This is a genomic window from Hallella faecis (genome assembly GCF_018789675.1).
Taxonomy (GTDB): domain Bacteria; phylum Bacteroidota; class Bacteroidia; order Bacteroidales; family Bacteroidaceae; genus Prevotella; species Prevotella faecis.
Window position 1 is genome coordinate 15,359 of sequence record NZ_JAHKBE010000002.1, and the last position, 22,100, is coordinate 37,458.

Below are 22,100 nucleotides of genomic sequence, written 5' to 3' on the forward strand. Positions count from 1 at the left end.
TTCTGTCATGAACTATTTTATCATTGAAAACGATGCTCAGCAAGGACCGTTCTCGGTGGCTGAGCTGAAACTGAAAGGCATTGGTTCAGACACGCTGGTCTGGACTGATGGAATGGCTGAGTGGGCTCCCGCTTGGCAGGTGGAGGAGTTGCGCCCTCTTTTTGAGAACCAGACGGCTGGAGCGTCGGTGCCGCCACCACCTCCCATCTCTTCGGTGGGTGGCTCTCAGGCGCAACCCACCGCGGCGCCTGGCAATGGGGCACAGCAGCCCGCTTCCCGTCGCCGCAACCAGCTTTGGGCATTGGTCGTGCTGCTGATTACCGTCGTGGTGCTGGCCGTGTCGAACCCGTCGGAGCGGGCGCACAAGCGTGCCATCATGAAAAACATTACCAACGGCCTCGAACAAGCCATGGACAATGGCGACAGCGACCCCCTTTCGCAGGGTATCAACCTCTTTGGTAAAGTTGTTGGCAATAGCGTTGCCGAGATGGTGATTGACCAAACGATCGAGTATCACAACTATTTCCTGTTCTCTACCACCACGCTTCAGGTTGGACCGAAGGACATAGGCGTGTCGCTGGGATTCCTCGGCAACGTGTTTACGGCCGATGAGGACAAGGTGGCCAGCGCCATTAAGAAAGCGGTGCTGAAAGGTGCCGGAAGTTTCTCGCTGGGCGATGAGGATGCGTCGGCCGACGACCAGACCGATCCCGACCAGGATGTTCAGGTGCAGCGTAGCGAGAAAGACACCACGATTGTTGATGAGGCTGGTCGCGCCATTGGTCGCGCCGTGGTGAAGCAGGTTACCAAAACCGTGAAGCAGAAGGTGAATGAGAGCACCGACAGCGCCACCTCGAAGGGGGTGGGCCACATCATCGACGAAGTGGAAAAGTTGATTAACGGCAACTAATCTGTCGCTTTCCAGTACCCCTGTCATAAGGAGCCTCGTCCCAAGCGTGATTCGTCGCGTGGGCGAGGCTTCTTGTGTTGCTGGGCGAGGCTTCTTGTGTTGCTGGGCGAGGCTTCTTGTGTTGCTGGGCATGGCTGGCTCGTCGGGGTGCGAAAAGCCTCGGCGTAGCGTGTGGTTTCTGTCTTCTTGCCCGCCCATCGAACGTTTCTTGCCTTGCCGTCGCCCATATATCGACAGTCCTTTGCCTGATATTCTCCTTCCCTTCTCATCCCGTCGTTCTGCCCTTGCGCCTGCTCTTGTTCCGTCCTGGTGCTTTTCTCCTGTTCCGTGGGGATATATGGTCTATAACCCTACGTTCTGCCATTTGGATAGGATAATTGTTCTACGACCATGTTTTTTTCGGTTATCACAACCGAAATGTCAATCCTTTGTCGTACCTTTGCATACGAATAGACCTAAATAAATGACAATAACGCATTGCCCCAATTACCTCTTTAAAGCAGTTTTGCAAAGAATACCTTTATGAAGACCACCAAGGAATACATATCACTGATTGCTTCACATGCCGAAGAGCTGAAAACATTGTTCGGCGTTAAGTCGTTGCGCATATTTGGTTCCGTATCGCGAAATGAGCAAAATGACGGCAGCGACATTGATGTGTGCGTGGATATGGAACCTAAAATTTACATGATGGTTCGTTTGAAGCGCTTTTTGGAAGATCTGCTTCAGTGCTCGGTTGATGTGGTGAGAATCCACAAACACATGAATCCTTTCTTACTTGAGGAAATAAATAAAGATGGTATCTATGTCATTGAATAGAATAAGAGGGCTTTTCAACCAAATCAGGCAAGCAATCCTTCACCTAAAGGAATGGAATCAAGACATACTCAGTTCTGACGACTATTACTGTTCACCCGAGGGAATGAAGGTGCTTGCGGCGAGTTGTATGCTAATAGAAGCTATCGGTGAGAGCGTTAGGCAGATTGATAAAATATCCCAATCGAAGCTACTATGTGAACGTCCCGAAATACCTTGACAAGACGTAATCGGTATTCGTAACCATATTGCGCATGGCTATTTTGACATTGACGGTGATATGGTTTTGGATGTCGTGAAAAACGACTTGGATGATTTGTTGACTGCCGTAGAATATTTCGTCGATAAGTTTCAGGTCGAAGACCAGTAAACATAGTCTCCACTACTACCTAAATTCTGCAACATCATTATCTTCATATATTATCTACCTATGACCAAACCCATTCTGGCCTTTGTGGCCTGCCTACTTTTCCCCATGGCCATCCATGCCCAGTCGACGCCCTTCGACATGACGCCGCAGCAACTGGCTAACCCCGACAATGAGCCGGCTTACGTCTTTCCTGTGCCCACGCGCCGACAGATGAGCTGGCAGGAGACGGAGTTTTATGCCTTCTTCCACTACGGCATGAATACCTACACCAACCGTGAGTGGGGACTGGGAAGTGAGGATGAGCGCACGTTCGCTCCCACCTTGCCACCCAATCCCAAGCAATGGCTCGAGGCCGTGAAGGCCGCTGGCATGAAGGGTGGTATTGCTGTGGTGAAGCATCACGACGGTTTCTGCCTGTGGCCCACGGCTACCACTACCCACTCGGTGGAGTTGGCGGGCAACGAAAACGGCCGACAGACCAATATTCCACGCGACTTTGCCAAGGCGGCACGTCAGCTAAAATTGAAATATGGCTTCTATGTGTCGCCATGGGATCGCCACAACCTGCACTATGGAACCGACCGATATGTCAACGATGTGTTCCTGCGCCAGTGTGCTGAGCTGGCCCAGTATGGCGACGATCAGTTTGAGATGTGGTTCGATGGCGCCAATGGCGGCGACGGATACTATGGCGGACGCAACACCACGCTGAAGGTGGACCGCTCCACGTATTACGACATTCCCAACTTGCGCGACTCCATTCATAAGGTCTGCCCCGATATCATCTTGTGGGGTGTGGGCGGTGAGGCCCGATGGATTGGCAACGAAGAGGGCTGGGCAGGTGAGACAAACTGGTCGGCTGAGGAAGTGGGCTACGCCCCAGAGAACAATGGTATGTACGGCACCGAGGACGGATGGGCCTGGGAGGCGGGCGAAAGCGACGCCAAACTGACCGACCACGGATGGTTCTGGCATAACGGAGAGAAGCCCATGTCGGCCGAACGACTGTTCCGTATGTATCTTGAGACGGTGGGACGCAACTCAACGCTCATCCTCAACTGCCCTCCTGGACCCGACGGACGCCTGCCCGAGGCCGACGTTACGGTGCTGAAGGAGTTTGGAGTGATGCTCAAGAGTCGCTTGGGCAACGACTTGGCGCGCAAGGCCAAGATACAAGCCACCAATACAAGGCAGGCGGGGCGCAAGCGCAACTATGGTGTGAAGCACCTCACCGACGGCAAGACGCTCACCTATTGGGCAACCGACGATGATGTGAAAACGGCTACGCTCACCCTCACCTGGAGCCGCCCGCAGACGGTGCGCTACGTGGATCTCATGGAGCATATACGTCGCGGACAGCGTGTTAGGGCCTTCCACATTGAGGTTTCGACCGATGGACAGCAGTGGAAACGTGTGGCCAACGGCTGCAAGACCACAACCATCGGCTATCGTCGCATAGTGCCTCTCAACGGCAGCACGGCCAAGAGCTACGACCAAGGCTTGACGGTCAAGGCCCTGCGCATCGTCATCGATGATAGCAAGGCGTGCCCGTTGCTGCAGAAGGTGGCCGTTTACTAATCGTGTGTTCGTGCCATTACATGTGTCAATCATCTGTTTACACCCCCTTCGCATACCACATTTCACATCATGAAAAATAGCATATTCCTATTCATATCGTTCCTTTGCGCCATGCCTGCCATGGCCCAGCATATCGGCTTTGAGCAGAAAGATTATCGCGCCATCGGCGTTTACGACCGTTGGGAGGACTCGCCTTTCCGCGATGGAAGGCTCGAAGGTCACACCGCCATCACAACGAACCCCGATCGTCGGGGCAACACCAGCGATAAGGTTGTGGCCTTCAGGCGTTCGCATCTGGCATCTAACATCTATGGTGTGCGCATCGATCTCGCCAAGCCCTTTGCCCTTACGCCCCAAGGAAAGGTAGTTCACGTGCTCGTTAACCGCCCGCAGGGCGGTAGGGTGATGCTCGTGGGACTTGGCAAACGCCACGACCGAGTGGGCCAAACCGCCGATGTGGAGCAGTTCTGGGTCTACTCCACGACCGACGTTCCTCATGGACAGTGGGCCGATGCGGTGTTCCCTATCAAGAGTGCCAATGGCGTAGACATCCACAGTTTGGTGCTGGTGCCCGACGCCGAGTCGACACACACGCTGGCTGCCGACTGGATTGCTTATGTCGACGACATCCTCGTGGACGACAGCAGCGAACCTCGCATCAGTCTTAATAGCGCCAAGGGTGCCGCCGCAGAGGCCGCCGACGCCCAGCAAACCACAGCCAGCGTAACGGCTGCCAGTCGCAATGGTACCGTGGTGGCTGCCGATGGGCAGACGCTCAACAACTTCCTCGCTGAGAAGAACAAGGCTCTTGTCGTGAAGGTTCTGCCTGCCCCCGGCTTCGGCTGCAAGGGCTTGCGCGTGAGGTTTGGTCATAAGCTTGCCGGTCCTCAGAAGGTAGGCGGCCAACAGATGTGGCAAGAGGCGTATATAGGCGATAAGCAATTCAACAACGGCCAGTGTGTGATCCCAGCCGAATACATCGTCGGCGAAGTGGAAATTGAGGGCGACTTCATCTCGGTGAAGTAACCTGTCGGCCCATCGCTCGGCGCCCGACGGTCTGCCGTCTCGGAGGTCTTGCCCAATGGTTTTGTGCGTCTTGTGCGCTCACTCAACGGGGCTTGATTGGGGCCTAAGCGGGGCGCGTTCTCTCAGACAACGCGCCTTGGCTTGTCGCGTCAAACATCAAAAAGAGCATGTCGGGGGTGCTCGATCCTCGGCAAACAACCTATTCTATCACCAACAAATCATTATGAAACATCAAGAAGAGAGCAACGTCCTCTTGGCTTCGGCGTTACTCATGCCGTTGGCACTCACCGCCACGGCAGCGCAAAAGTCGCATCACCAACGCACCGACAAGCCCAACGTCATCTTTATCGTGGCCGACGACCTCGGTTATGGCGACCTTGGATGCTACGGGGCTCAGGGCGTGTCCACGCCTAACGTGGACAAGTTGGCCAAGGAGGGTACGCGCTTCACCGACTGCCATGCCGTGGCGTCGATCAGTACACCATCGCGCTACTCGCTGCTCACGGGCGAATATGCTTGGCGTCGTCCCGACACCGATGTGGCTCCGGGCAATGCGGCAATGATTATCAAGCCCCAACAGCTCACCGTGGCCGACCTTTTCAAGAGTCGCGGCTATGCTACGGCTGCCATAGGAAAGTGGCATCTCGGCTTGGGCGACAAGACCGGCGAGCAGGATTGGAACGCTCCGCTTGCTGCCGGACCGGGCGATCTGGGTTTCGATTACTCGTATCTCATGGCCGCCACGTCGGATCGCGTGCCATGTGTGTTCATCGAGAACGGCATCGTGGCTAACCACGACCCATCGGCTCCCATTGAGGTGAGCTATCGCAAGCCGTTCGAAGGGGTGCCGACAGGGCAGACAAACCCCGAGCTGATGTATAACCTCAAGCCGAGCCATGGCCACAACATGGCTGTGGTAAACGGCATTGGCCGCATCGGATACATGAAGGGCGGTGGCAAGGCCCTGTGGAAGGACGAGAACATTGCCGACTCGATTACGACCCATGCCTTGAACTTCATCAAGCGTCATGCCGACGAACCGTTTATGATGTATCTTTGCACCAACGACGTTCACGTGCCCCGCTTCCCGCATCAGCGCTTCCGCGGCAAGAGCACCATGGGCCTTCGTGGCGACGCCATCGCGCAGTTCGACTGGACGGTGGGGCAGGTTACGAGCCTCTTGAAGAAGCTTGGCCTCGACGAGAACACGCTTGTCATCCTCACCAGCGACAATGGTCCGGTGCTCGATGATGGTTATCAGGACCGCGCTGAGGAACTTCTGGGCAACCATAAGCCCTCGGGACCGTTCCGCTCAGGTAAGTATAGCAGCTTCGAGGGAGGAACGATGGTTCCGTTTATCGCCAGGTGGCCGAAGACCATTGCTGCTGGACAGCAGTCGGATGCGCTCATCAGCCACATCGACCTGATGGCCACCATGGCCAGCCTGTTGAACGTTCCCATCCCACAGCGCGAGGCCGCCGACAGTCGCGACCAACTACAATCGTGGCTTGGCAAGGACAAGGTTGGCCGCGACTATGTGGTGGAACAGAGCACCTCACGTGTGCTGTCGGTCAGAACCAAGCAATGGAAGTACATTGAGCCCAGCAATGGTCCGAAGATGATTACTTGGGGTCCGAAGATCGAGACGGGCAACGACAAGCTACCACAGCTCTACAACCTCAACGGCAATCCGTATGAAACGACCAATGTGGCCGCCGAAAACCCAGAGATCGTGAGCCAGATGCAGGCCATCATCCAAAAGGAACGCACCGCCCACAAGGCGTCTGTCCAAGTGAAATAAGCGCTTCGCCAACATTCGGTAGCGCATTAACCCGACTGCCGCCTCACCCATGCCATCGACAAGATCATGGGCGAGGCGGCTTTGTTTTTGGTAGAATGGTGTTTCCCAATGCAAGAAACGTTGGCAAGAATCAACCACATCCTTATCTTCTTCCCGTTCCGTTACAATGACCGATAGGGACTCGTCGAATGTGGGTGAGAAACGAACCGTTAAACAACGATAATGGTCTTTTGGCATCTTTCTCGACGAAAAAGTGGGGCGTTCATCCCTTTTCATGTAGAAAAATGTGTATATTTGCACCTATGTAGATAGAGAATGGGCGCTTGCGGAATGGGCGCCCAATACATGATTTGGCCATGCGGAATGGCCGTGGCCATATCATCGGTTTGTTGGCCGATGCAGGCTAATCTCCCAAAACGGAACATAACGGAATGAAAACCCTAATAACTCGCAACCCCTTGGGGCGTTGGATGTGCATGCTCATGGCCAGCCTGTTGTTGTGTGTCCTTACGATTCAAGGCCAGTCGTTGGCCCAAATGCGCCTTGTACCTATCGACTTGTCGGAGACCATCCCCGACAACGACATCACCGCACTCTACCAAGACCACGACGGGTTTGTGTGGATTGGCACATCCAACGGCCTTTACCGTTACGACGGCCGTCATGTGCAGTGTTATCGCAACACGCTGCTCTTCCCACACCTGCTTCCCTCCAATGAGATCACCTGTATGCTTGACGATGGCAACAACCGCCTTTGGATTGGCACGCGCCAGGGGGTGTGCCGCATGAACCTGAAGGATGGGAGCACCCAAAGCTATGACTTCAAGGACTTCGCCAATAGCAACATTGTGAAATGTATGCTCTTCACCCGCGACGAGACGCTGTGGATCGGAAGTGAGGGAGGACTCTACCGCTATCAGCCGAAGGACGACACCTTTGTGCTTCAATGCAGCGAAAGGGGCAATGCCAAGGTGCCACAAGCATCCATCACCACGTTGTTTGAGGACCATAAGGGATATGTCTGGATTGGCACGTGGGACCACGGGCTCTACCGTTACAATCCATCCGATAAGAGTTTCTACGCCATGCCCTCGTTTAATCCGCAACAATCGGCTCATGTCGTGTATGAGAGCAATGGGGTGTTGTGGGTTGGAACATGGGGCAGTGGACTCTATAAGATCAGCAATCCTTACGACACCAACAAGCCCCTGAGGCTCACCCAGTACACCTTGGTCAACACAAACGGACGGTTGCAGTCGAATATTATATGGGACATCAACCGTGACCAGAACACGGGACTGCTCTGGGTGGGAACCAACGAAGGCCTTACACTTGTGGAGAATGCCGACCAGCCCCATAGCAACCTGTTGGCCTTGCCGGCTTCCCTGAATCCGGAGCCCGATTATTTTGGCAGGGGTGCCTCATGTTTCTTATGCGACCGCGACAACCAGATGTGGGCGGTTGCAGGTCAGCATGGAATGGTTCTGGCTCAAACCAACCCTTTGTTTTTCAGCCAACGCTTGTTGCCCCCGCGCTATTTGTACAATGATGTCATTACGTGTCTTGAGGTCATGCCCAACGGAAACGTGTGGGTGGGATTGCGACGCAAGGGACTTCTCGTTTATCCTGACAACAAGAAGGACAACTACTCCCTGGTGTCTTTACCGTCGTCCGCCAGTTTCATCAAGCTCCTGACGGCTAACGCCGCCCTTGTGGGAACAGAGTTTGCGGGACTGTATGTCGTTGAGAATGGCAAGATTACGCGGCAATTCAACAAGGATAATTGCCCTTTCATCAAGACGGACAATATCTACTGTCTTGCTTTCGACAAACATTCCAACTGGCTCATAGGCACCTATCAAGGTTTGAGCGTGCGCTTTGCCAATGGAAAGGGGGTACATGTGGAGGGCAAGCAGCTTGGCTTGCTCGCCAATTCTGACATCCGATCCATCACGAGCGCCCCAGACGGAACCATCTGGCTGGGCACTCGCAAAAACGGACTGCTTAGGTTGCGGGGCGACCTAAGCAAACCAAACGACATGACGTTGCGTCAATACACTCGATTGGCCGACACCGAACTGGAGTTGCGCAACGTGTTCAAACTGCTCGTCGACCGCCGCGGACGCCTCTGGGCCTGCACCAAAGAGGCGGGCCTGCTTGTTTACGACGCCAAGAACGACAGGATGATGAGTGCAAGCAGTCGTTATGGAATCCCCGACAAGGAGGTGTATAGCATCGAGGAGAGCGCCAATGGCAACCTCTGGATTTCCATGCGCAACGAACTGATATGCCTGTCGTTTGACGCCGACGGGATGGTGGGTGGCATGCGCACCTACCAGCGCCGCATGGTCATCGGATCGCAATACTTTGGCTACGGGCAGTCGTCGGCCAACAACGCCGACGGCATCGCGTTTGGTTTCAACACCGGATTTGTCTCGTTCCCCGACCTGCTTCCCGCGAGCGAGAGCAATCCCTTCCGCCCCATGATCACCGACATCTTGGTAGACGGCATGCCCATCAGCCTCATGAAAGAGGACGAACGCAACGATGTCAGCCCACTGCTGCCTCCCTACACAGAGACGCTTACACTTGCGCCCATGCAGCGTGAACTGACGCTAAGGTATTCCTCGTTCAACTACAACAGTGAGACCTGTCCGCGTTTCTCTTACCGATTGGAGGGCTACGACGACGATTGGATGTATCCCGACGCCAGTCAGAGCGAGGTGGTGTATAGTAATCTGACACCGGGAAGCTATACCTTCCGCCTGCGCCATACCGACGCATCGGGCAACTGGAGCGCCGACGAGCAGGTTATACACATCCATGTGTTGGCGCCCTTCTACCTGCGCTGGTATGCGTGGGTGGTCTATGTGATCCTGATGGGGTGTGCCATCTACATGGTGGTGCGCTATTTTAAGAACAAGGAAGAAGTGAACCGCCAGTTGCAGTTGGCACACATGGAGCGCCATAACATTGAACAACTGAACCACAAGAAGCTGCAGTTCTTCACCAATATCACCCACGACCTGATGACGCCGCTCACCATCATATCGGCCACTATCAGCCAATTGGTGCAAACCTACCCCGAGGCGAAGGACGATTGCCGAACCATCAATAGCAACGTGAACCGCCTGATGCGCTTGTTGCAGCAAATCCTGGAGTTCCGTAAGACCGAGACGGGCAACCAGCACCTGCGTGTGTCGCAGGGCTCTGTGAGCGATTTTGTGCGCAATGAGGTGGAGAGCATCATGCCCATCACGTACAAAAAGAACATCCGGTTGTCGGTAAACTGCCAGCCCGAACACATTGTGGGCTACTTTGATTGCGACAAGCTCGACAAGATACTCTACAACCTCATTTCGAACGCCACGAAGTATAATCGTGAGGATGGCCACATCGAGGTGTCGCTCACCTGCGACGACGGCCAATGGGCCATCATCCGTGTGAAGGACGATGGCGCGGGCATTGCCGCCGACAAGTTGCCTTCGCTCTTCCAACGGTTCTACGAAGGCGAGCACCGCCGCTTCAACACCTATGGCATGGGCATTGGCCTGTCTCTGGTGAAGGACCTTGTGACGCTTCACCATGGTACGGTTGCGGTGGAGAGCGAGTTGGGAAAGGGCAGCACCTTCACGGTGACGCTCCCCATCAATCGTGATGCCTTTGCGGAGGAAGAGATTGAAGACTCCATGCAGATGATGGTGGCCAACATGAGTACCACTGCCGACACCAAGCCCGTGAGGCCGGCCAACAAGCAGGCACCTACCATTCTCGTTGTGGAGGACAATGAGGAATTGTTGCTCCTGCTCAAGCGCTTGCTCGAAGCCAACTACCAAGTGCTCACCGCCTACAACGGGCGCGAGGCCATCGAGGTGGCCGACAACGAGAAGGTGGACCTCATCCTGACAGATGTCATGATGCCGGTGATGGACGGCATAGAGATGACGCGGGAGCTGCGCAATAGGCCGGACGCCCCCAACTGCCCCATCATTATGCTTACCGCCAAGCACGACGACGAGGCGCGCGCTGAGGCTTACCAGGCAGGTGCCGACGCCTACATCACCAAGCCGTTCAACACGTCGGTGCTGCAGGTGCGCATCAAGAACCTGTTGCAACACAAGGAAAAGGCCGACAAGGAAATCAGCGACAAGCTCTTTGGAGGCATCAAGGATGTGAAGATAGCGGGCTCCGACCAGGAGTTTCTCAATAAATGCATCGAAATGGTGCAGCAGCATCTCGACAACGCCGATTTCGATTTGCCCACCTTCGCTGAACTGATGAACACGAGCAAGTCGACGCTTTACAAGAAGCTGCGCATGATAACGGGCTTGAGTACCTCGGCTTTCATACGCTCCATCCGCATGAAATCGGCCATCGAGTTGCTGCGCAAGAATCCCAATGCCCATGTGTCCGACATAGCCTATGCCGTGGGCTACAACGACCCCAAGTATTTCTCATCGTGTTTTAAGAAAGACTTCGGGTGTCTGCCCACCGAGTATGCCAAGCGCGAGGCGTCGGCTTCATCGCAGGGCGAAACCGAAGATGCGCCCAGCAAAGCCTAATGGCGTTGGCTGAGGCGAATGGTAACGAAGACGCGCCTGTCGTGTTTTTTGGTTAGAAACTTGTGTCGTGATTTTGCGCGAACCATGAAGCCACAATGCCGTTTTGGTGGAATCGGAACGGCCTTTTCGCCCCGACGTTTTGCGAAAAGGCATGTTTCGAGTTGAGGTTTGGCATGTATCGCATCTCGAAAGACCATCGATCGTGTTGCGAAAGACCATCTATCGCACCTCGAAAAGGCATGTTTCGCAGCGTGGAAGATGGAAGACGGAGCGCAGAGAAGATGCGGGTTGTGTTAAGGCGTTGATTGACAGGCGTTTGCAAATATCGCTGAGAATTGCGTATTTGAGGGCGAGGGTGCTTGTCGTTGGGAATAAGTGTTAAAATAAGGAGAGGCCTGTCGGCTGTTTTCAAGGTGCCAAAGCCTGAAGGAATTGGGGGTTGAGGCTGGTTGCCTATCGGCTATGTGATAGGCGCGTGGTTGCGAAGTTTTTGTGCGAAACATACAATAGACCATAAATTAACCATGAACGATTCATCAAAAGAATCCTTTTGCGTCCAAGCGAACACTCTCGTGTGTTCTTGGATAAAGACTGAAATATAGAATCATTCGTGGTTAATTTATGGTCATTTTTGCTGAACGATAAACACCTGTAGTGTATGATAGAGGCATCAATGCCTACACCTTATTAAAAGGTAGGAGGCAAGGGTAGCGCATTTTTCACGTCGGGCGACATGGTGGCAATGGGGAATCCCAGGGTGCGTGCGTCGCGGTCGAGGATGGTCTTGGCCTGCTCGAATACTGAGGCGGGCGCAATTTCGTAACCCAAGGCACACTCGGCAATGCCCTCGTTCACCAGTCGGTCGCCGCGGTTCGACAGTCGGCACTCGGCGATGCGCCCGATGGTGTCGAGGCGCACCATGACACGGCCGCCCGTCTTGCTCTCGCGCGTTACGCTGACAAGGCCGTCGTCGTTGGAGGCGATGGCGGCAAAGAGTAGGCGCGAGCCGGTGTAACGGTTGTAGGTTATGTAGTCGTCAACCTTTATCAGTTCTCTGATGGGCACCTTGCCTATGGTGAAATCCTCGTAGCCCAGTATCAGGTAGTGGTCGCGCAGGTCGTCCTCGTAGACGGGCAGCGTTAGCTCCGAGGTGTCGTCAAAGTCGTAATCGGTAATCTTGCAGAACTTGCCGTTGGGCATAAACTTCAGACATGCCTCGTAAGGCAGGAATCCCTCGGCATATTCCACCAACACGTTCTTGCGCCCACTGCTGGTAAGAATTGTCGGCGCTGTTGGCGCAGGGGCCTCTGGTTGAGGCGCGGCTAACGGCGCTTGTACGGCCGTGGCCGGTTGGGGGGCTTCCTCAGGCTTGGCGATTGGCGTCGTTGGAGCCTCGGTCGTTGGGGTTGTGGCCTGTAGCTCCTTGGCGCGTTGCTCCTGTCGGCGCGCGTTGTACTGCTCAAATTCGACCTTCGTTAGGTGGCGGTTGCCACTGCCGTTGCGGTACACCCACTTGCCGTCGATGTCGACGCCAGGTGCGTAGGCATTGACCGTAACCACCAGCACGTCCTTGCCGCTGGTGTTGTCGGTGTCCCAGGCGGCACTCACAAACGACGCCACACTGTTGCCCCAGGTGAGCGCCACGCCATCGAGCACGGCGCGCTGGTACTTGTCCTTGTCGCCGTGAAACTCCTTGTAGCACAAGTCGTCGTACACACCCACACCCGCACCGCTGTCGTTGGCGCCGATGTAGAGCGTGCCGCCGTCGGTGTTGAGGAATGCTGCGATGACGGTGAGGATGGTGCGCATCTGTCGCGCCATGTCGGGATAAGAGTCGTTGTCGGGTGGATAGACGATGGATGTCTTAAACTCCACCGTTTGCGACTCGATGCCGCCTCCGTATGTCTTCAGGTGCGACTCGTAGCCGTTGAGGCGCAGGGCGTTCTTTATGCGGTTCAAGATGTCGTTGGCCTGCGGCTCCATGTTGTTCTCGCGCAGAATGTTGTAGGCCATGGCGAGCGAGGCCATCTCGCGCGTCAGGCCCTGCGTGGTGGCGCGCAGATGCTGCAACTCATCGTCGTGCACTTGGTAGCCCATGTAGCTGATGATGCGCAACTGCTGTAGTTTGTCGCGCAGGGGCGTGTCCTCGGCGAAGAGTTCGCCGTCCTCGCTCTGCAGACGGTCGAGCTGAGCCGCGTCGACCGTGTCGTTCACGGCAAAGTCGTAAAGCATCTCGATGAGTTGCTTGCGGCCGCGATAGTAGTCGGCGCGCGCCTCGCCATCGGGCATCATCAGGCAGAGCACGCGTGCGTAGGCAATGTAATTGTAGGAGCGCACATAGTCGGCGTCGATGGCCGCCATGCGATCAAGTATGCGAATGAGTTCTTTCACATAGGTGGCGTCGAGCAACTTGGCGTCGCTCTCCACGTCGGTTGCGGTAGGTTGGGTGTCGGGCTGGGGAACGGTGGGCTCGTCGAGGGTTTGGTCGTCGCCCACCGCATATTCGAGGAGCAGCTCGTGGAAGGCCACCATCGGGTTCACCTTCTCGCCGTCGGCGCGGTCGACAATGCGGCAACGAATGTGGAAGGCGTCGTCGGCCTTGCTCTCGTAGATGGCGTTCACCAAGTCGCCACGCTGCAAGTCCTCGTCGAAGGAGCCCGTGAGGCTGACGCTCTCGCCGTAGACGCTGATGGCCGGAACGTAGGGCTTGTTGGATGAGGCGCTACGGGCCGTGCCCAGCGAGCACACCACGGGGTCGCCGGGATTGTAGTTTTCGCACACGAAGTCTTTGATCAGCTCGTTCATCGAGAGGCGGAACAGGCCGTCGCTGTCCTCGTCGACGATGCGTGCTTCGAGCACCAGTGGGTGGCCAGTGGTGCCTTCAAACATCCACAGAGTCACATGGCGCAGGTATCCCACCACGTCGTGCTGGTATAGATAGCCACGCTCCTCGCGTTCGCCCTCGAAGGAGCAGTAGAGCAAGTCGTCGTCGTCCACGCCCTCTTCCACACGTCGGATGCAGACGTTCACCCTGTCGCCCACGCTATGGAGCGACTTTGGCTTGGCTGCTTGGGCAGAGGCTGTGGGGCTGACCGATGAGGCGGCGTTGGCCGTGAAGAGGTCGCGCTCGATGGCTTCCCATAGGCGCTTGCTGTCCTTCACGGTGATGTCGCCCGAGAGCGAGGGCATGGCGCGGCGGTCGGCAATGACCTGCAGATGGCCCCAGAGCGCTATCTGGTCGGGCAGAACCGTCTTGGCTTTCGGGTTGTCGGTCTGTAGGGTGATGCCTTCTGGGCCGACATTGAGGCGCACCTGACCGTCGATGTAGCAACTGTTGGTGCCTATGGGCCATGACGATGCGTTGGCCGGACTGCGTTTCAGGGCATAGGCCACATGGTCGCCAGCCGTTTCGGCCAGCGAGTATTTGGGACGGTAGAATCGGTTGCCCAGCAAACTGTTGATGGCAACATTGAGCAATCCCTTGTTGTTGAAATTGTCGATGTAGGTGGAGAGCACGCAGAGACGTGAGAGGTTCACGCGCTCGTCGAGGGTGGGTGGGGTGGCGTCGTTGGTTTGCTCGCCCAACAACAGGAGTATGCTAAGCGCCTGCATGAGGTTGCGTACGAGGCGGCCGTTCTCGGAACTGCGGTCCACGCGCCCAATGTTCTCGTCGATATACAGTTGCAACGTCCTCAACAGGGTGTTGTTGAAGGGTGGTTTGGTCCAGATGGCAAGTGGCCAGCGGCGCACCACGTCGAACAGACGGCCAATGCAGTTGTCCACAAGTGAGCGGTCGATCAGGAAGAGACAGGCAAGTATCCGGAAGTTGGTGTCGGGTTGATACACGTATCCGGCCTTGTCGAGCTTGTCTAACAATTGGTCAACAAACTGCATGGCGTTGCCCTCGTCGAGCAAGTCGCTGGCGCGAATGTATCCGTCGAGCGTGTCGATGGCCTCGGTGAGACGCTGCTGGTAGGTGTCGCGCTCGGCGGGCGTGCAGAGGCCGAGAAAGTCGGTTTCCTCCATAAAGCGCGTCACGGCCTGCCGAACGGCCGTAAGGTCGCACTCGTCGGCCATGAGCTTGTCGATCCATTGGCGGCAAGCGGCGGTATAGGTGAGGTCCTCCACCTCGCTCATCAGCAATAGCGAGGCAAAGCCAGCGCCGTTCCAGTCGCCCCGAACGGTGTCGAGAAGCGTGTTGATGGCCTCTTCGGAGACTTGGCTGTTGGAGGCGGCAAGGGCTTCTTCCTCGTCGAGCTCAACCTTCGGGCGAAACTGCCCTTTGGCGGTGACTCGGCAACGAATGGCCTGGCCTTTGGTGATGTGGAGGCCGGCGGTGTGCTTCAGATAGACGTGCAGACCTGCGTCGTCGACCAGGTCGCAGAGGTCGTCGTGGAGGGTGTGGACGGTGAACACGTAGGTTTCGCCCACCTCGTAGGGTATCGGTTCGTTTTGTTTAGGCATAGCTGTATGCTTGTTTGCTGTGCTGCGGCATGCGCAATGGGGGAGGAGCGTAGCCGTCAGACTGGTTGGATGTGTATCCTTCTTATTCTGTTAATCTTTGTAAAGTTACAAAGAAATGACACAACACGCCGTATTCTGCCTTAAAATATAGGAATGATTAACACATCGAACCTCATCAGACGAGCAATGCCACGTGGCCCATAGTGGCGCGTAGGTTCATCTCTACGCAGGGGTGCAACAGCAAGGTGTCGTCCTGCCGCACCACCATCATGTCGATGCCCAGCGGTCCGGCGTAGACGTTGCGCAGCGCGTCGCCCAGCAAAAGGCACAGGCGGTCGATGAGGTGGGTCAGCGGTTGGCGGTCGATGTAGGCGCTGAGCAGTTGCCATTTGGCCGATTCGTCGATCACGAGGTTGCCCACATAGGCGCCATGTTCGGTGTAGAAAAGCGAGAGGCCGTTGAAATGGACCGAGCCGTGGCCGTCGCTCGTCAGTTCAACGCCGAAGTCCAACACCTTATTATAATAGGGCTCTATCATCACGGCGCCCTGGTCGGCGATGATGCGGGTGAGCCACCCTTGTGTTGAAGGTGTCAGGTCATGGACCGACAACGGTCTGACTCCGCGCCCGCTGCTGCTCCAAGGTGCCTTCGCCATAACGTTGCTGTGGCGTTGCAAGAGGTTGAGGCAGCTGTCGAGAGTGGTTGCTGCATGGCTCTCGCCAATCGTTCCGGGCGCTTCGCGTAGGGGAGTGAGCAGGTTTTCAGCCGCCCAGGCGCGGTGGCTCATGCGGCGAATGGCATCGAGTTGGACGTCGGTGGGAAGCCATTCGGAGGCCACTCCTATCTCGCGAAGTTCGCGCACGATGGAGCGATCCCACCCCCAAGGGCGTAGGCGAAGCTCGGATGGCGGCACGGAGCGTAACAGTTGGCGCGCCATGTGGCGGTCGGCCAATGTGGCTTGTAGCTCGCGTCCTGTTGCCGCAAAGGCTTCGTGGGCAAAGGAAGCGTCGTCTACCAGCACCACATCGCCCTTTTGGGCCCACAACGCAGGCAGGAAACCAAGGTCGTGGCGCAGCTCGCGAGCGGCTCGTGGGGGTGTCGTCCGGTCGCGGTTGGCCGCCAGCATGATGTCGTGTTCGGGGTTGAAAATATATAAATCCATCGTTTGTCAGGGTTCAATTGGTTAGCGCAAAGTTACGAAAAAAGGGCCAACGGGAGGACGAAAGCGTCAACCTTTTGCGGTAAGAAGCCCATTCTTTTGCGGTAAGAAGTCCTTTCTTTTCTGGGTGCCCTGGCTTTCTTTTGGAGTGCTTGGTGGGTTCTCCGGCATTCGCAGGGTTGGCTTGTCGCCTTTGTTCGTCGATGTTTCTGACGACTTCGAACCATGGCTTACTTCGCATTTTGTGCATCTTTTGCCATGGATGCCTTGTCGAATTGTTTGCATCGCCCCGTTTGCCGACGCTCTCCGCCCCAATGTTGCATAGGAGCGGCTCCTCACGAGCGTTCCAATAAGAATAAAAAATATAAAATGCGAAACTTTTGCAACCTTGACTTTGCAATAATAAAATAAAGTATTATCTTTGCATCGAATTACCGAGCTAATCAAAAAGATCGCTATGGAGGTTTTCTTTCGTACACACGCCTACCTCGTGGAGCATAACAAAGCGACAGTCAAGCGCGTCCTCATGGACGAGATTGACTGGAGTGAACGGCTCATCGGTATTAAGGGAACGCGCGGAGTGGGAAAGACTTCGTTCCTGTTGGAATATGCCAAGGAAAACTATGGCAAGGAAGACCGTAAGTGTCTCTATGTCAACATGAACAACTTCTACTTCCAAGGACGTGGGTTAGCCGATTTCGCCGAGGATTTTGTGAATCAAGGTGGACGGGTGTTACTCATCGACCAAGTGTTCAAACAGCCCAACTGGAGCCGTGAACTGAGGTTGTGTTACGACCGTTTCCCACAACTCAAAATCATCTTCACGGGATCGAGTGTCATGCGATTGAAAGAGGAAAACCCAGAGATTGGCGGCATCGTAAAGAGCTATAACTTGCGCGGTTTCTCGTTTCGCGAGTATCTGAACCTCATGACTGGAGAGAATTTCCAGCCCTATACGCTCGACGAAATCGTAAATAACCACGAGCATATCGTTAAGAAAATCCTGCCCAGTTGTAGTCCGGCTCGCTATTTTGGCGATTATTTGCACCATGGATTCTACCCATTCTTCCTGGAAAACAGTAACTTCTCGGAGAACCTGCTCAAGACTATGAACATGATGACCGAGGTGGACATACTGCTCATCAAGCAGATAGAACTGAAGTATCTCACAAAAATCAAGAAGCTGTTTTACTTGCTCGCTGTCGACGGGCCGCAGGCGCCCAACGTCTCGCAATTGGCTCAGCAGATCGATACCAGCCGCGCCACGGTGATGAACTACATCAAATACCTGGCCGATGCGCGGCTCATCAACATGATTTACTCGCCAGGACAAAGGTTCCCGAAGAAGCCGGCAAAGGTCATGATGCACAACCCCAACCTGATGTACGCCATCTATCCCATCAAGGTCGATGAGCAAGATCTTATGGAGACGTTCTTTGTCAACACCATGTGGAAGGACCATCTCGTCAACCAAGGCACCAAAAACCAGTTCTACCTCATCGACGGAAAGCAGAAATACCGAGTGTGCGACGCCCGAGCCACAGGCAAAGTGAGATACACGGGCGACACCATCTACGCGCGATATAACACGGAGGTGGGCCGCGACAACCAAATACCGCTCTGGCTCTTCGGCTTCCTTTATTAGCAAATGGCTAACAATGGAGTCGCCGAAAACCATAGCTTAGGTTGCCACAAACCACCGACCAACACCCCAACGATACTTTACAATAAAATAAAACGATACATAAACATTAATCATCTATTTTAAGAAAAATGGCAAAAGAAAAGAAATTCATGACATGTGATGGTAACACCGCTGCCGCGCACGTGAGCTACATGTTCACCGAGGTTGCTGGTATCTACCCCATCACCCCGTCTTCTCCTATGGCCGAGCACGTCGACGAATGGGCTGCCAAGGGGCGTAAGAATCTTTTTGGTCAGACTGTCAGCGTACAGGAGATGGAGTCTGAGGGTGGCGCCGCTGGCGCTGTTCACGGCTCACTGCAGGCCGGTGCCTTGACCTCTACGTACACAGCTTCGCAGGGCTTGCTCCTGATGATCCCCAATATGTACAAGATTGCCGGTGAGTTGCTGCCTTGCGTATTCAACGTTTCCGCTCGTACGTTGGCCAGTCACTCACTCTGTATCTTTGGTGACCACCAGGATGTTATGGCTTGCCGCCAGACAGGTTTCGCCATGTTCTGCTCAGGCTCTGTGCAGGAGGTGATGGACCTCTCTGCTGTGCCTTACCTCTCCACGCTCGAGAGCTCAGTGCCTTTCATCAACTTCTTTGATGGTTTCCGCACCTCCCACGAGTATCACAAGGTTGAGGAGATGGACATGGAGGACATCCGCCCGCTCGTTAATCCTGAGTGGATTAAGCGTTTCCGCGACCGTGCCATGTCGCCTGAGCGTCCCGACACACGTGGTACCGCTGAGAACCCTGAGACATTCTTCACACACCGCGAGGCTTGCAACAAGTATTACGAAGCCATCCCCGCCATCGTGGAGAAGCACTTGGCTGAGATTTCAAAGATCACCGGCCGCGAATACCACCTCTTCAACTACTACGGTGCACCCGATGCAGAGCATATCATCGTGCTCATGGGATCGGCTACCGAGGCCGCTCGTGAGGCCATAGACTTCCTCACCAAGCAGGGCAAGAAGGTCGGTATGGTCGCCGTTCACCTCTATCGTCCGTTCAGCGTGGAGGCCATCCGCAAGGCTATCCCCGACACGGTGAAGCGCATTGCCGTGCTCGACCGCACCAAGGAGCCTGGAGCCGATGGCGAGCCTTTGTATCTCGACGTGAAGGCTGCCCTCTACGACGATCCTCGCAAACCGCTGATCGTTGGTGGCCGCTATGGTCTCGGTTCATCAGACACCACACCCGCCAAGATCATCTCTGTGTTCAACAACCTCGATCTTAACACTCCGAAGGATCACTTCACAGTGGGTATCGTAGACGATGTTACGTTTACCAGCCTGCCTGAGGTGGAGGAAATCCCCATGGGTGGTGACTCATTGTTCGAGGCTAAGTTCTTCGGCTTGGGTTCAGACGGTACCGTTGGTGCCAACAAGAACTCGGTGCAGATCATTGGTAACAACACCAACAAATATTGCCAGGCATACTTCTCTTACGACTCTAAGAAGTCGGGAGGTTTCACTTGCTCACACTTGCGTTTCGGCGACGAGCCCATCCACAGCGCATACCAGGTGAACACGCCAAACTTCGTGGCTTGCCACGTACAGGCTTACCTGCACATGTATGATGTGACACGTGGCCTTCGCGACGGTGGTACATTCCTGCTCAACACAATTTTCGATGGCGATGAGCTCGTCAACTTCATCCCCAACAAGGTGAAGCGCTACTTCGCTAAGCACAACATCACGGTGTATTACATCAACGCAACGAAGATTGGACAGGAGATTGGCCTTGGCAACCGCACCAACACCATCCTGCAGTCAGCATTCTTCCGCATCACTAAGGTGATTCCTACTGAGCTCGCTGTGGAGCAGATGAAGAAGTTCATCGTGAAGTCTTACGGCAAGAAGGGTGAGGATGTGGTCAACAAGAACTACGCCGCCGTTGATCGCGGTGGCGAGTATAAGCAGTTGGCTGTTGACCCCGCTTGGGCAAACCTCGCTGATGACGCAGTGGTCGAGGACGACGCTCCCGCATTCGTGAAGGAGATTGTTCGCCCGATGAACGCTCAGGCCGGTGACCTGCTGAAGGTTTCTGACTTCGTTAAGTTCAACACTACTGACGGTACATGGCAGACAGGCACAGCCGCTTACGACAAGCGTGGTGTGGAGGCATTCGTTCCTGTTTGGAATGTGGAGAACTGTATCCAGTGTAACAAGTGTTCGTTCTGCTGTCCTCACGGCTGTATCCGTCCGTTCGTTCTCGACGAGCAGGAGGCTGCTGGCTTTGATGGCGAGACTCAGGACATCTTGGCTCCGAAGGCAATCAAGGGTATGAAGTTCCGTATGGAGGTTTCTGTGCTCGACTGTCTGGGTTGCGGCAACTGTGTTGACGTTTGCCCGGGTAAGAAGAACAAGGAGACAGGCAAGGTTGAGAAGGCCCTGAAGATGGTTCCTTTCAACGTGGACGATCCCGCAATGAAGAAGGAGGTTGACAACTGGACTTACCTCGTGAAGAACGTGAAGTCAAAGCAAGACCTCATCGATATCAAGCAGAGCCCGAAGAACTCTCAGTTCGCCGACACTCTGTTTGAGTTCTCTGGTGCATGCGCTGGTTGCGGTGAGACTCCGTATGTGAAGCTCATTAGCCAGCTTTTCGGTGACCGTGAGATGATTGCCAACGCTACAGGTTGCTCAAGCATCTACTCTGCTTCTGTACCTTCTACTCCTTATTGCAAGAACGACAAGGGTCAGGGTCCTGCCTTCAACAACTCTCTGTTTGAGGACTTCTGTGAGTTTGGTCTGGGTATGTCACTGGCCAACAAGAAGATGAAGGAGCGCATCTGCCAATTGCTCAATGAGGCCAAGGGCAACGAGAATGTTCCTGAGGAGTTCGTAGCAGCCGCCGACAACTGGATGGCCAACATGAACGACGCCGACGGCTCTAAGGCCGCAGCTGCCGAATTGAAGCCGCTGATCGCAGCTGGCGCAGAGAAGGGCTGCCCCATTTGCGCTGAGTTGAAGACCCTCGACCACTACCTCGTGAAGCGTTCACAGTGGATCATCGGTGGTGACGGTGCTTCTTACGATATCGGTTACGGTGGTCTCGACCACGTGCTTTCTACCGGTGAGGACGTGAACATCCTGGTGCTCGATACCGAGGTTTACTCTAACACAGGTGGTCAGTCGTCTAAGTCTACTCCTATCGGTGCCATTGCACAGTTTGCCGCCAGCGGTAAGCGTGTGAGCAAGAAGGACCTCGGTTTGATGGAGACCACTTATGGTTACATCTACGTGGCTCAGATTGCTATGGGTGCCGACAACGCTCAGACCTTGAAGGCTATCCGTGAGGCTGAGGCTTATCCCGGACCATCGCTCGTCATCGCTTACGCTCCCTGTATCAACCACGGTATTAAGGGTACGAAGGAGGAGAAGCGTAACATGGGTCGCTCACAGCACGAGGAGGCTCTGGCCGTTGAGTGCGGTTACTGGCACCTCTGGCGTTTCAATCCTGAGCTCGCCAAGGAGGGCAAGAATCCGTTCCAGCTCGACTCTAAGGCTCCGCAGTGGGATAAGTTCCAGGATTACCTCATGGGCGAGGTTCGCTTCTCTTCATTGAAGAAGGCCGATCCCGAGCACGCAGAGGAGCTCTTCAGCGAGACGGAGAAGAGCGCTAAGCGTCGCTACCAGGCTTACGTCCGCAAGAGCCAGGAGGATTGGACGGAGATTATCTAATCCCATTCCCAGCTAATGTTCTCCCGTCATAGGGA

General features: G+C 55.1%; 12 protein-coding genes. 9 read left to right on the forward strand and 3 right to left on the reverse strand.

The features are described from left to right. Nucleotides 1–7 precede the first annotated feature (7 nt). Nucleotides 8–910: a GYF domain-containing protein gene (locus tag KM934_RS00715; RefSeq protein WP_215758673.1), complete on the forward strand. Its 903-nt coding sequence runs from the start codon at nucleotides 8–10 to the stop codon at nucleotides 908–910. 23 nt (nucleotides 911–933) lie between these two features. Here the strand turns inward: KM934_RS00715 and KM934_RS00720 are convergent, their stop codons facing one another. After that, complete coding sequence (locus KM934_RS00720) at nucleotides 934–1,179, reverse strand: hypothetical protein (protein WP_215758674.1); 246 nt, start codon at nucleotides 1,177–1,179, stop codon at nucleotides 934–936. Between the two features lie 253 nt (nucleotides 1,180–1,432). Here KM934_RS00720 and KM934_RS00725 point away from each other — a divergent pair, with 253 nt between their 5' ends. The 6 genes from KM934_RS00725 (at nucleotide 1,433) to KM934_RS00750 (ending at nucleotide 11,063) form a co-directional block, all read left to right on the forward strand. Further along, nucleotides 1,433–1,729 (forward strand): nucleotidyltransferase family protein, encoded by a 297-nt coding sequence (locus KM934_RS00725; RefSeq protein ID WP_215758676.1) that lies wholly within the window; start codon nucleotides 1,433–1,435, stop codon nucleotides 1,727–1,729. Between the two features lie 232 nt (nucleotides 1,730–1,961). Beyond that, complete coding sequence (locus tag KM934_RS13305) at nucleotides 1,962–2,096, forward strand: HepT-like ribonuclease domain-containing protein (RefSeq protein ID WP_369425856.1); 135 nt, start codon at nucleotides 1,962–1,964, stop codon at nucleotides 2,094–2,096. Nucleotides 2,097–2,156: 60 nt separating this feature from the next. Beyond that, nucleotides 2,157–3,674 carry an alpha-L-fucosidase gene (locus KM934_RS00735; protein ID WP_215758678.1) on the forward strand — a complete coding sequence of 506 codons (1,518 nt, stop codon included), beginning with the start codon at nucleotides 2,157–2,159 and terminating at the stop codon, nucleotides 3,672–3,674. Between the two features lie 69 nt (nucleotides 3,675–3,743). Then, nucleotides 3,744–4,700 carry a hypothetical protein gene (locus KM934_RS00740; protein ID WP_215758681.1) on the forward strand — a complete coding sequence of 319 codons (957 nt, stop codon included), beginning with the start codon at nucleotides 3,744–3,746 and terminating at the stop codon, nucleotides 4,698–4,700. Between the two features lie 223 nt (nucleotides 4,701–4,923). After that, nucleotides 4,924–6,501, forward strand: coding sequence for a sulfatase family protein (locus KM934_RS00745; protein ID WP_215758682.1), 1,578 nt, complete (start codon nucleotides 4,924–4,926; stop codon nucleotides 6,499–6,501). A 431-nt stretch (nucleotides 6,502–6,932) separates the two neighbouring features. Next, nucleotides 6,933–11,063: a hybrid sensor histidine kinase/response regulator transcription factor gene (locus KM934_RS00750; RefSeq protein ID WP_215758684.1), complete on the forward strand. Its 4,131-nt coding sequence runs from the start codon at nucleotides 6,933–6,935 to the stop codon at nucleotides 11,061–11,063. 687 nt (nucleotides 11,064–11,750) lie between these two features. Here KM934_RS00750 and KM934_RS00755 read toward each other — a convergent pair. Beyond that, complete coding sequence (locus tag KM934_RS00755; RefSeq protein ID WP_215758685.1) at nucleotides 11,751–15,527, reverse strand: ATP-binding protein; 3,777 nt, start codon at nucleotides 15,525–15,527, stop codon at nucleotides 11,751–11,753. Nucleotides 15,528–15,702: 175 nt separating this feature from the next. After that, entirely contained in the window at nucleotides 15,703–16,689 is a 987-nt protein-coding gene (locus KM934_RS00760) for a hypothetical protein (protein WP_215758687.1), read from the reverse strand. 454 nt (nucleotides 16,690–17,143) lie between these two features. On the opposite strand from KM934_RS00760, the gene KM934_RS00765 reads away from it, so the two are divergent. After that, the gene (locus tag KM934_RS00765; RefSeq protein ID WP_215758688.1) at nucleotides 17,144–18,331 is read left to right on the forward strand and encodes an ATP-binding protein; all 1,188 of its coding nucleotides are present in this window, start codon (nucleotides 17,144–17,146) and stop codon (nucleotides 18,329–18,331) included. Nucleotides 18,332–18,459: 128 nt separating this feature from the next. Beyond that, the gene (nifJ, locus tag KM934_RS00770; protein ID WP_215758689.1) at nucleotides 18,460–22,065 is read left to right on the forward strand and encodes a pyruvate:ferredoxin (flavodoxin) oxidoreductase; all 3,606 of its coding nucleotides are present in this window, start codon (nucleotides 18,460–18,462) and stop codon (nucleotides 22,063–22,065) included. Nucleotides 22,066–22,100 lie beyond the last annotated feature (35 nt).

Coding starts and splice junctions, on each gene's coding strand:
- KM934_RS00725 (WP_215758676.1), top strand. CDS start 1,433: ATGAAGACCACCAAGGAATACATATCACTGATTGCTTCACATGCCGAA.
- KM934_RS00720 (WP_215758674.1), bottom strand. CDS start 1,179: ATGAGAAGGGAAGGAGAATATCAGGCAAAGGACTGTCGATATATGGGC.
- KM934_RS00715 (WP_215758673.1), top strand. CDS start 8: ATGAACTATTTTATCATTGAAAACGATGCTCAGCAAGGACCGTTCTCG.
- KM934_RS00745 (WP_215758682.1), top strand. CDS start 4,924: ATGAAACATCAAGAAGAGAGCAACGTCCTCTTGGCTTCGGCGTTACTC.
- nifJ (WP_215758689.1), top strand. CDS start 18,460: ATGGCAAAAGAAAAGAAATTCATGACATGTGATGGTAACACCGCTGCC.
- KM934_RS00740 (WP_215758681.1), top strand. CDS start 3,744: ATGAAAAATAGCATATTCCTATTCATATCGTTCCTTTGCGCCATGCCT.
- KM934_RS00755 (WP_215758685.1), bottom strand. CDS start 15,527: ATGCCTAAACAAAACGAACCGATACCCTACGAGGTGGGCGAAACCTAC.
- KM934_RS00765 (WP_215758688.1), top strand. CDS start 17,144: ATGGAGGTTTTCTTTCGTACACACGCCTACCTCGTGGAGCATAACAAA.
- KM934_RS00735 (WP_215758678.1), top strand. CDS start 2,157: ATGACCAAACCCATTCTGGCCTTTGTGGCCTGCCTACTTTTCCCCATG.
- KM934_RS00760 (WP_215758687.1), bottom strand. CDS start 16,689: ATGGATTTATATATTTTCAACCCCGAACACGACATCATGCTGGCGGCC.
- KM934_RS00750 (WP_215758684.1), top strand. CDS start 6,933: ATGAAAACCCTAATAACTCGCAACCCCTTGGGGCGTTGGATGTGCATG.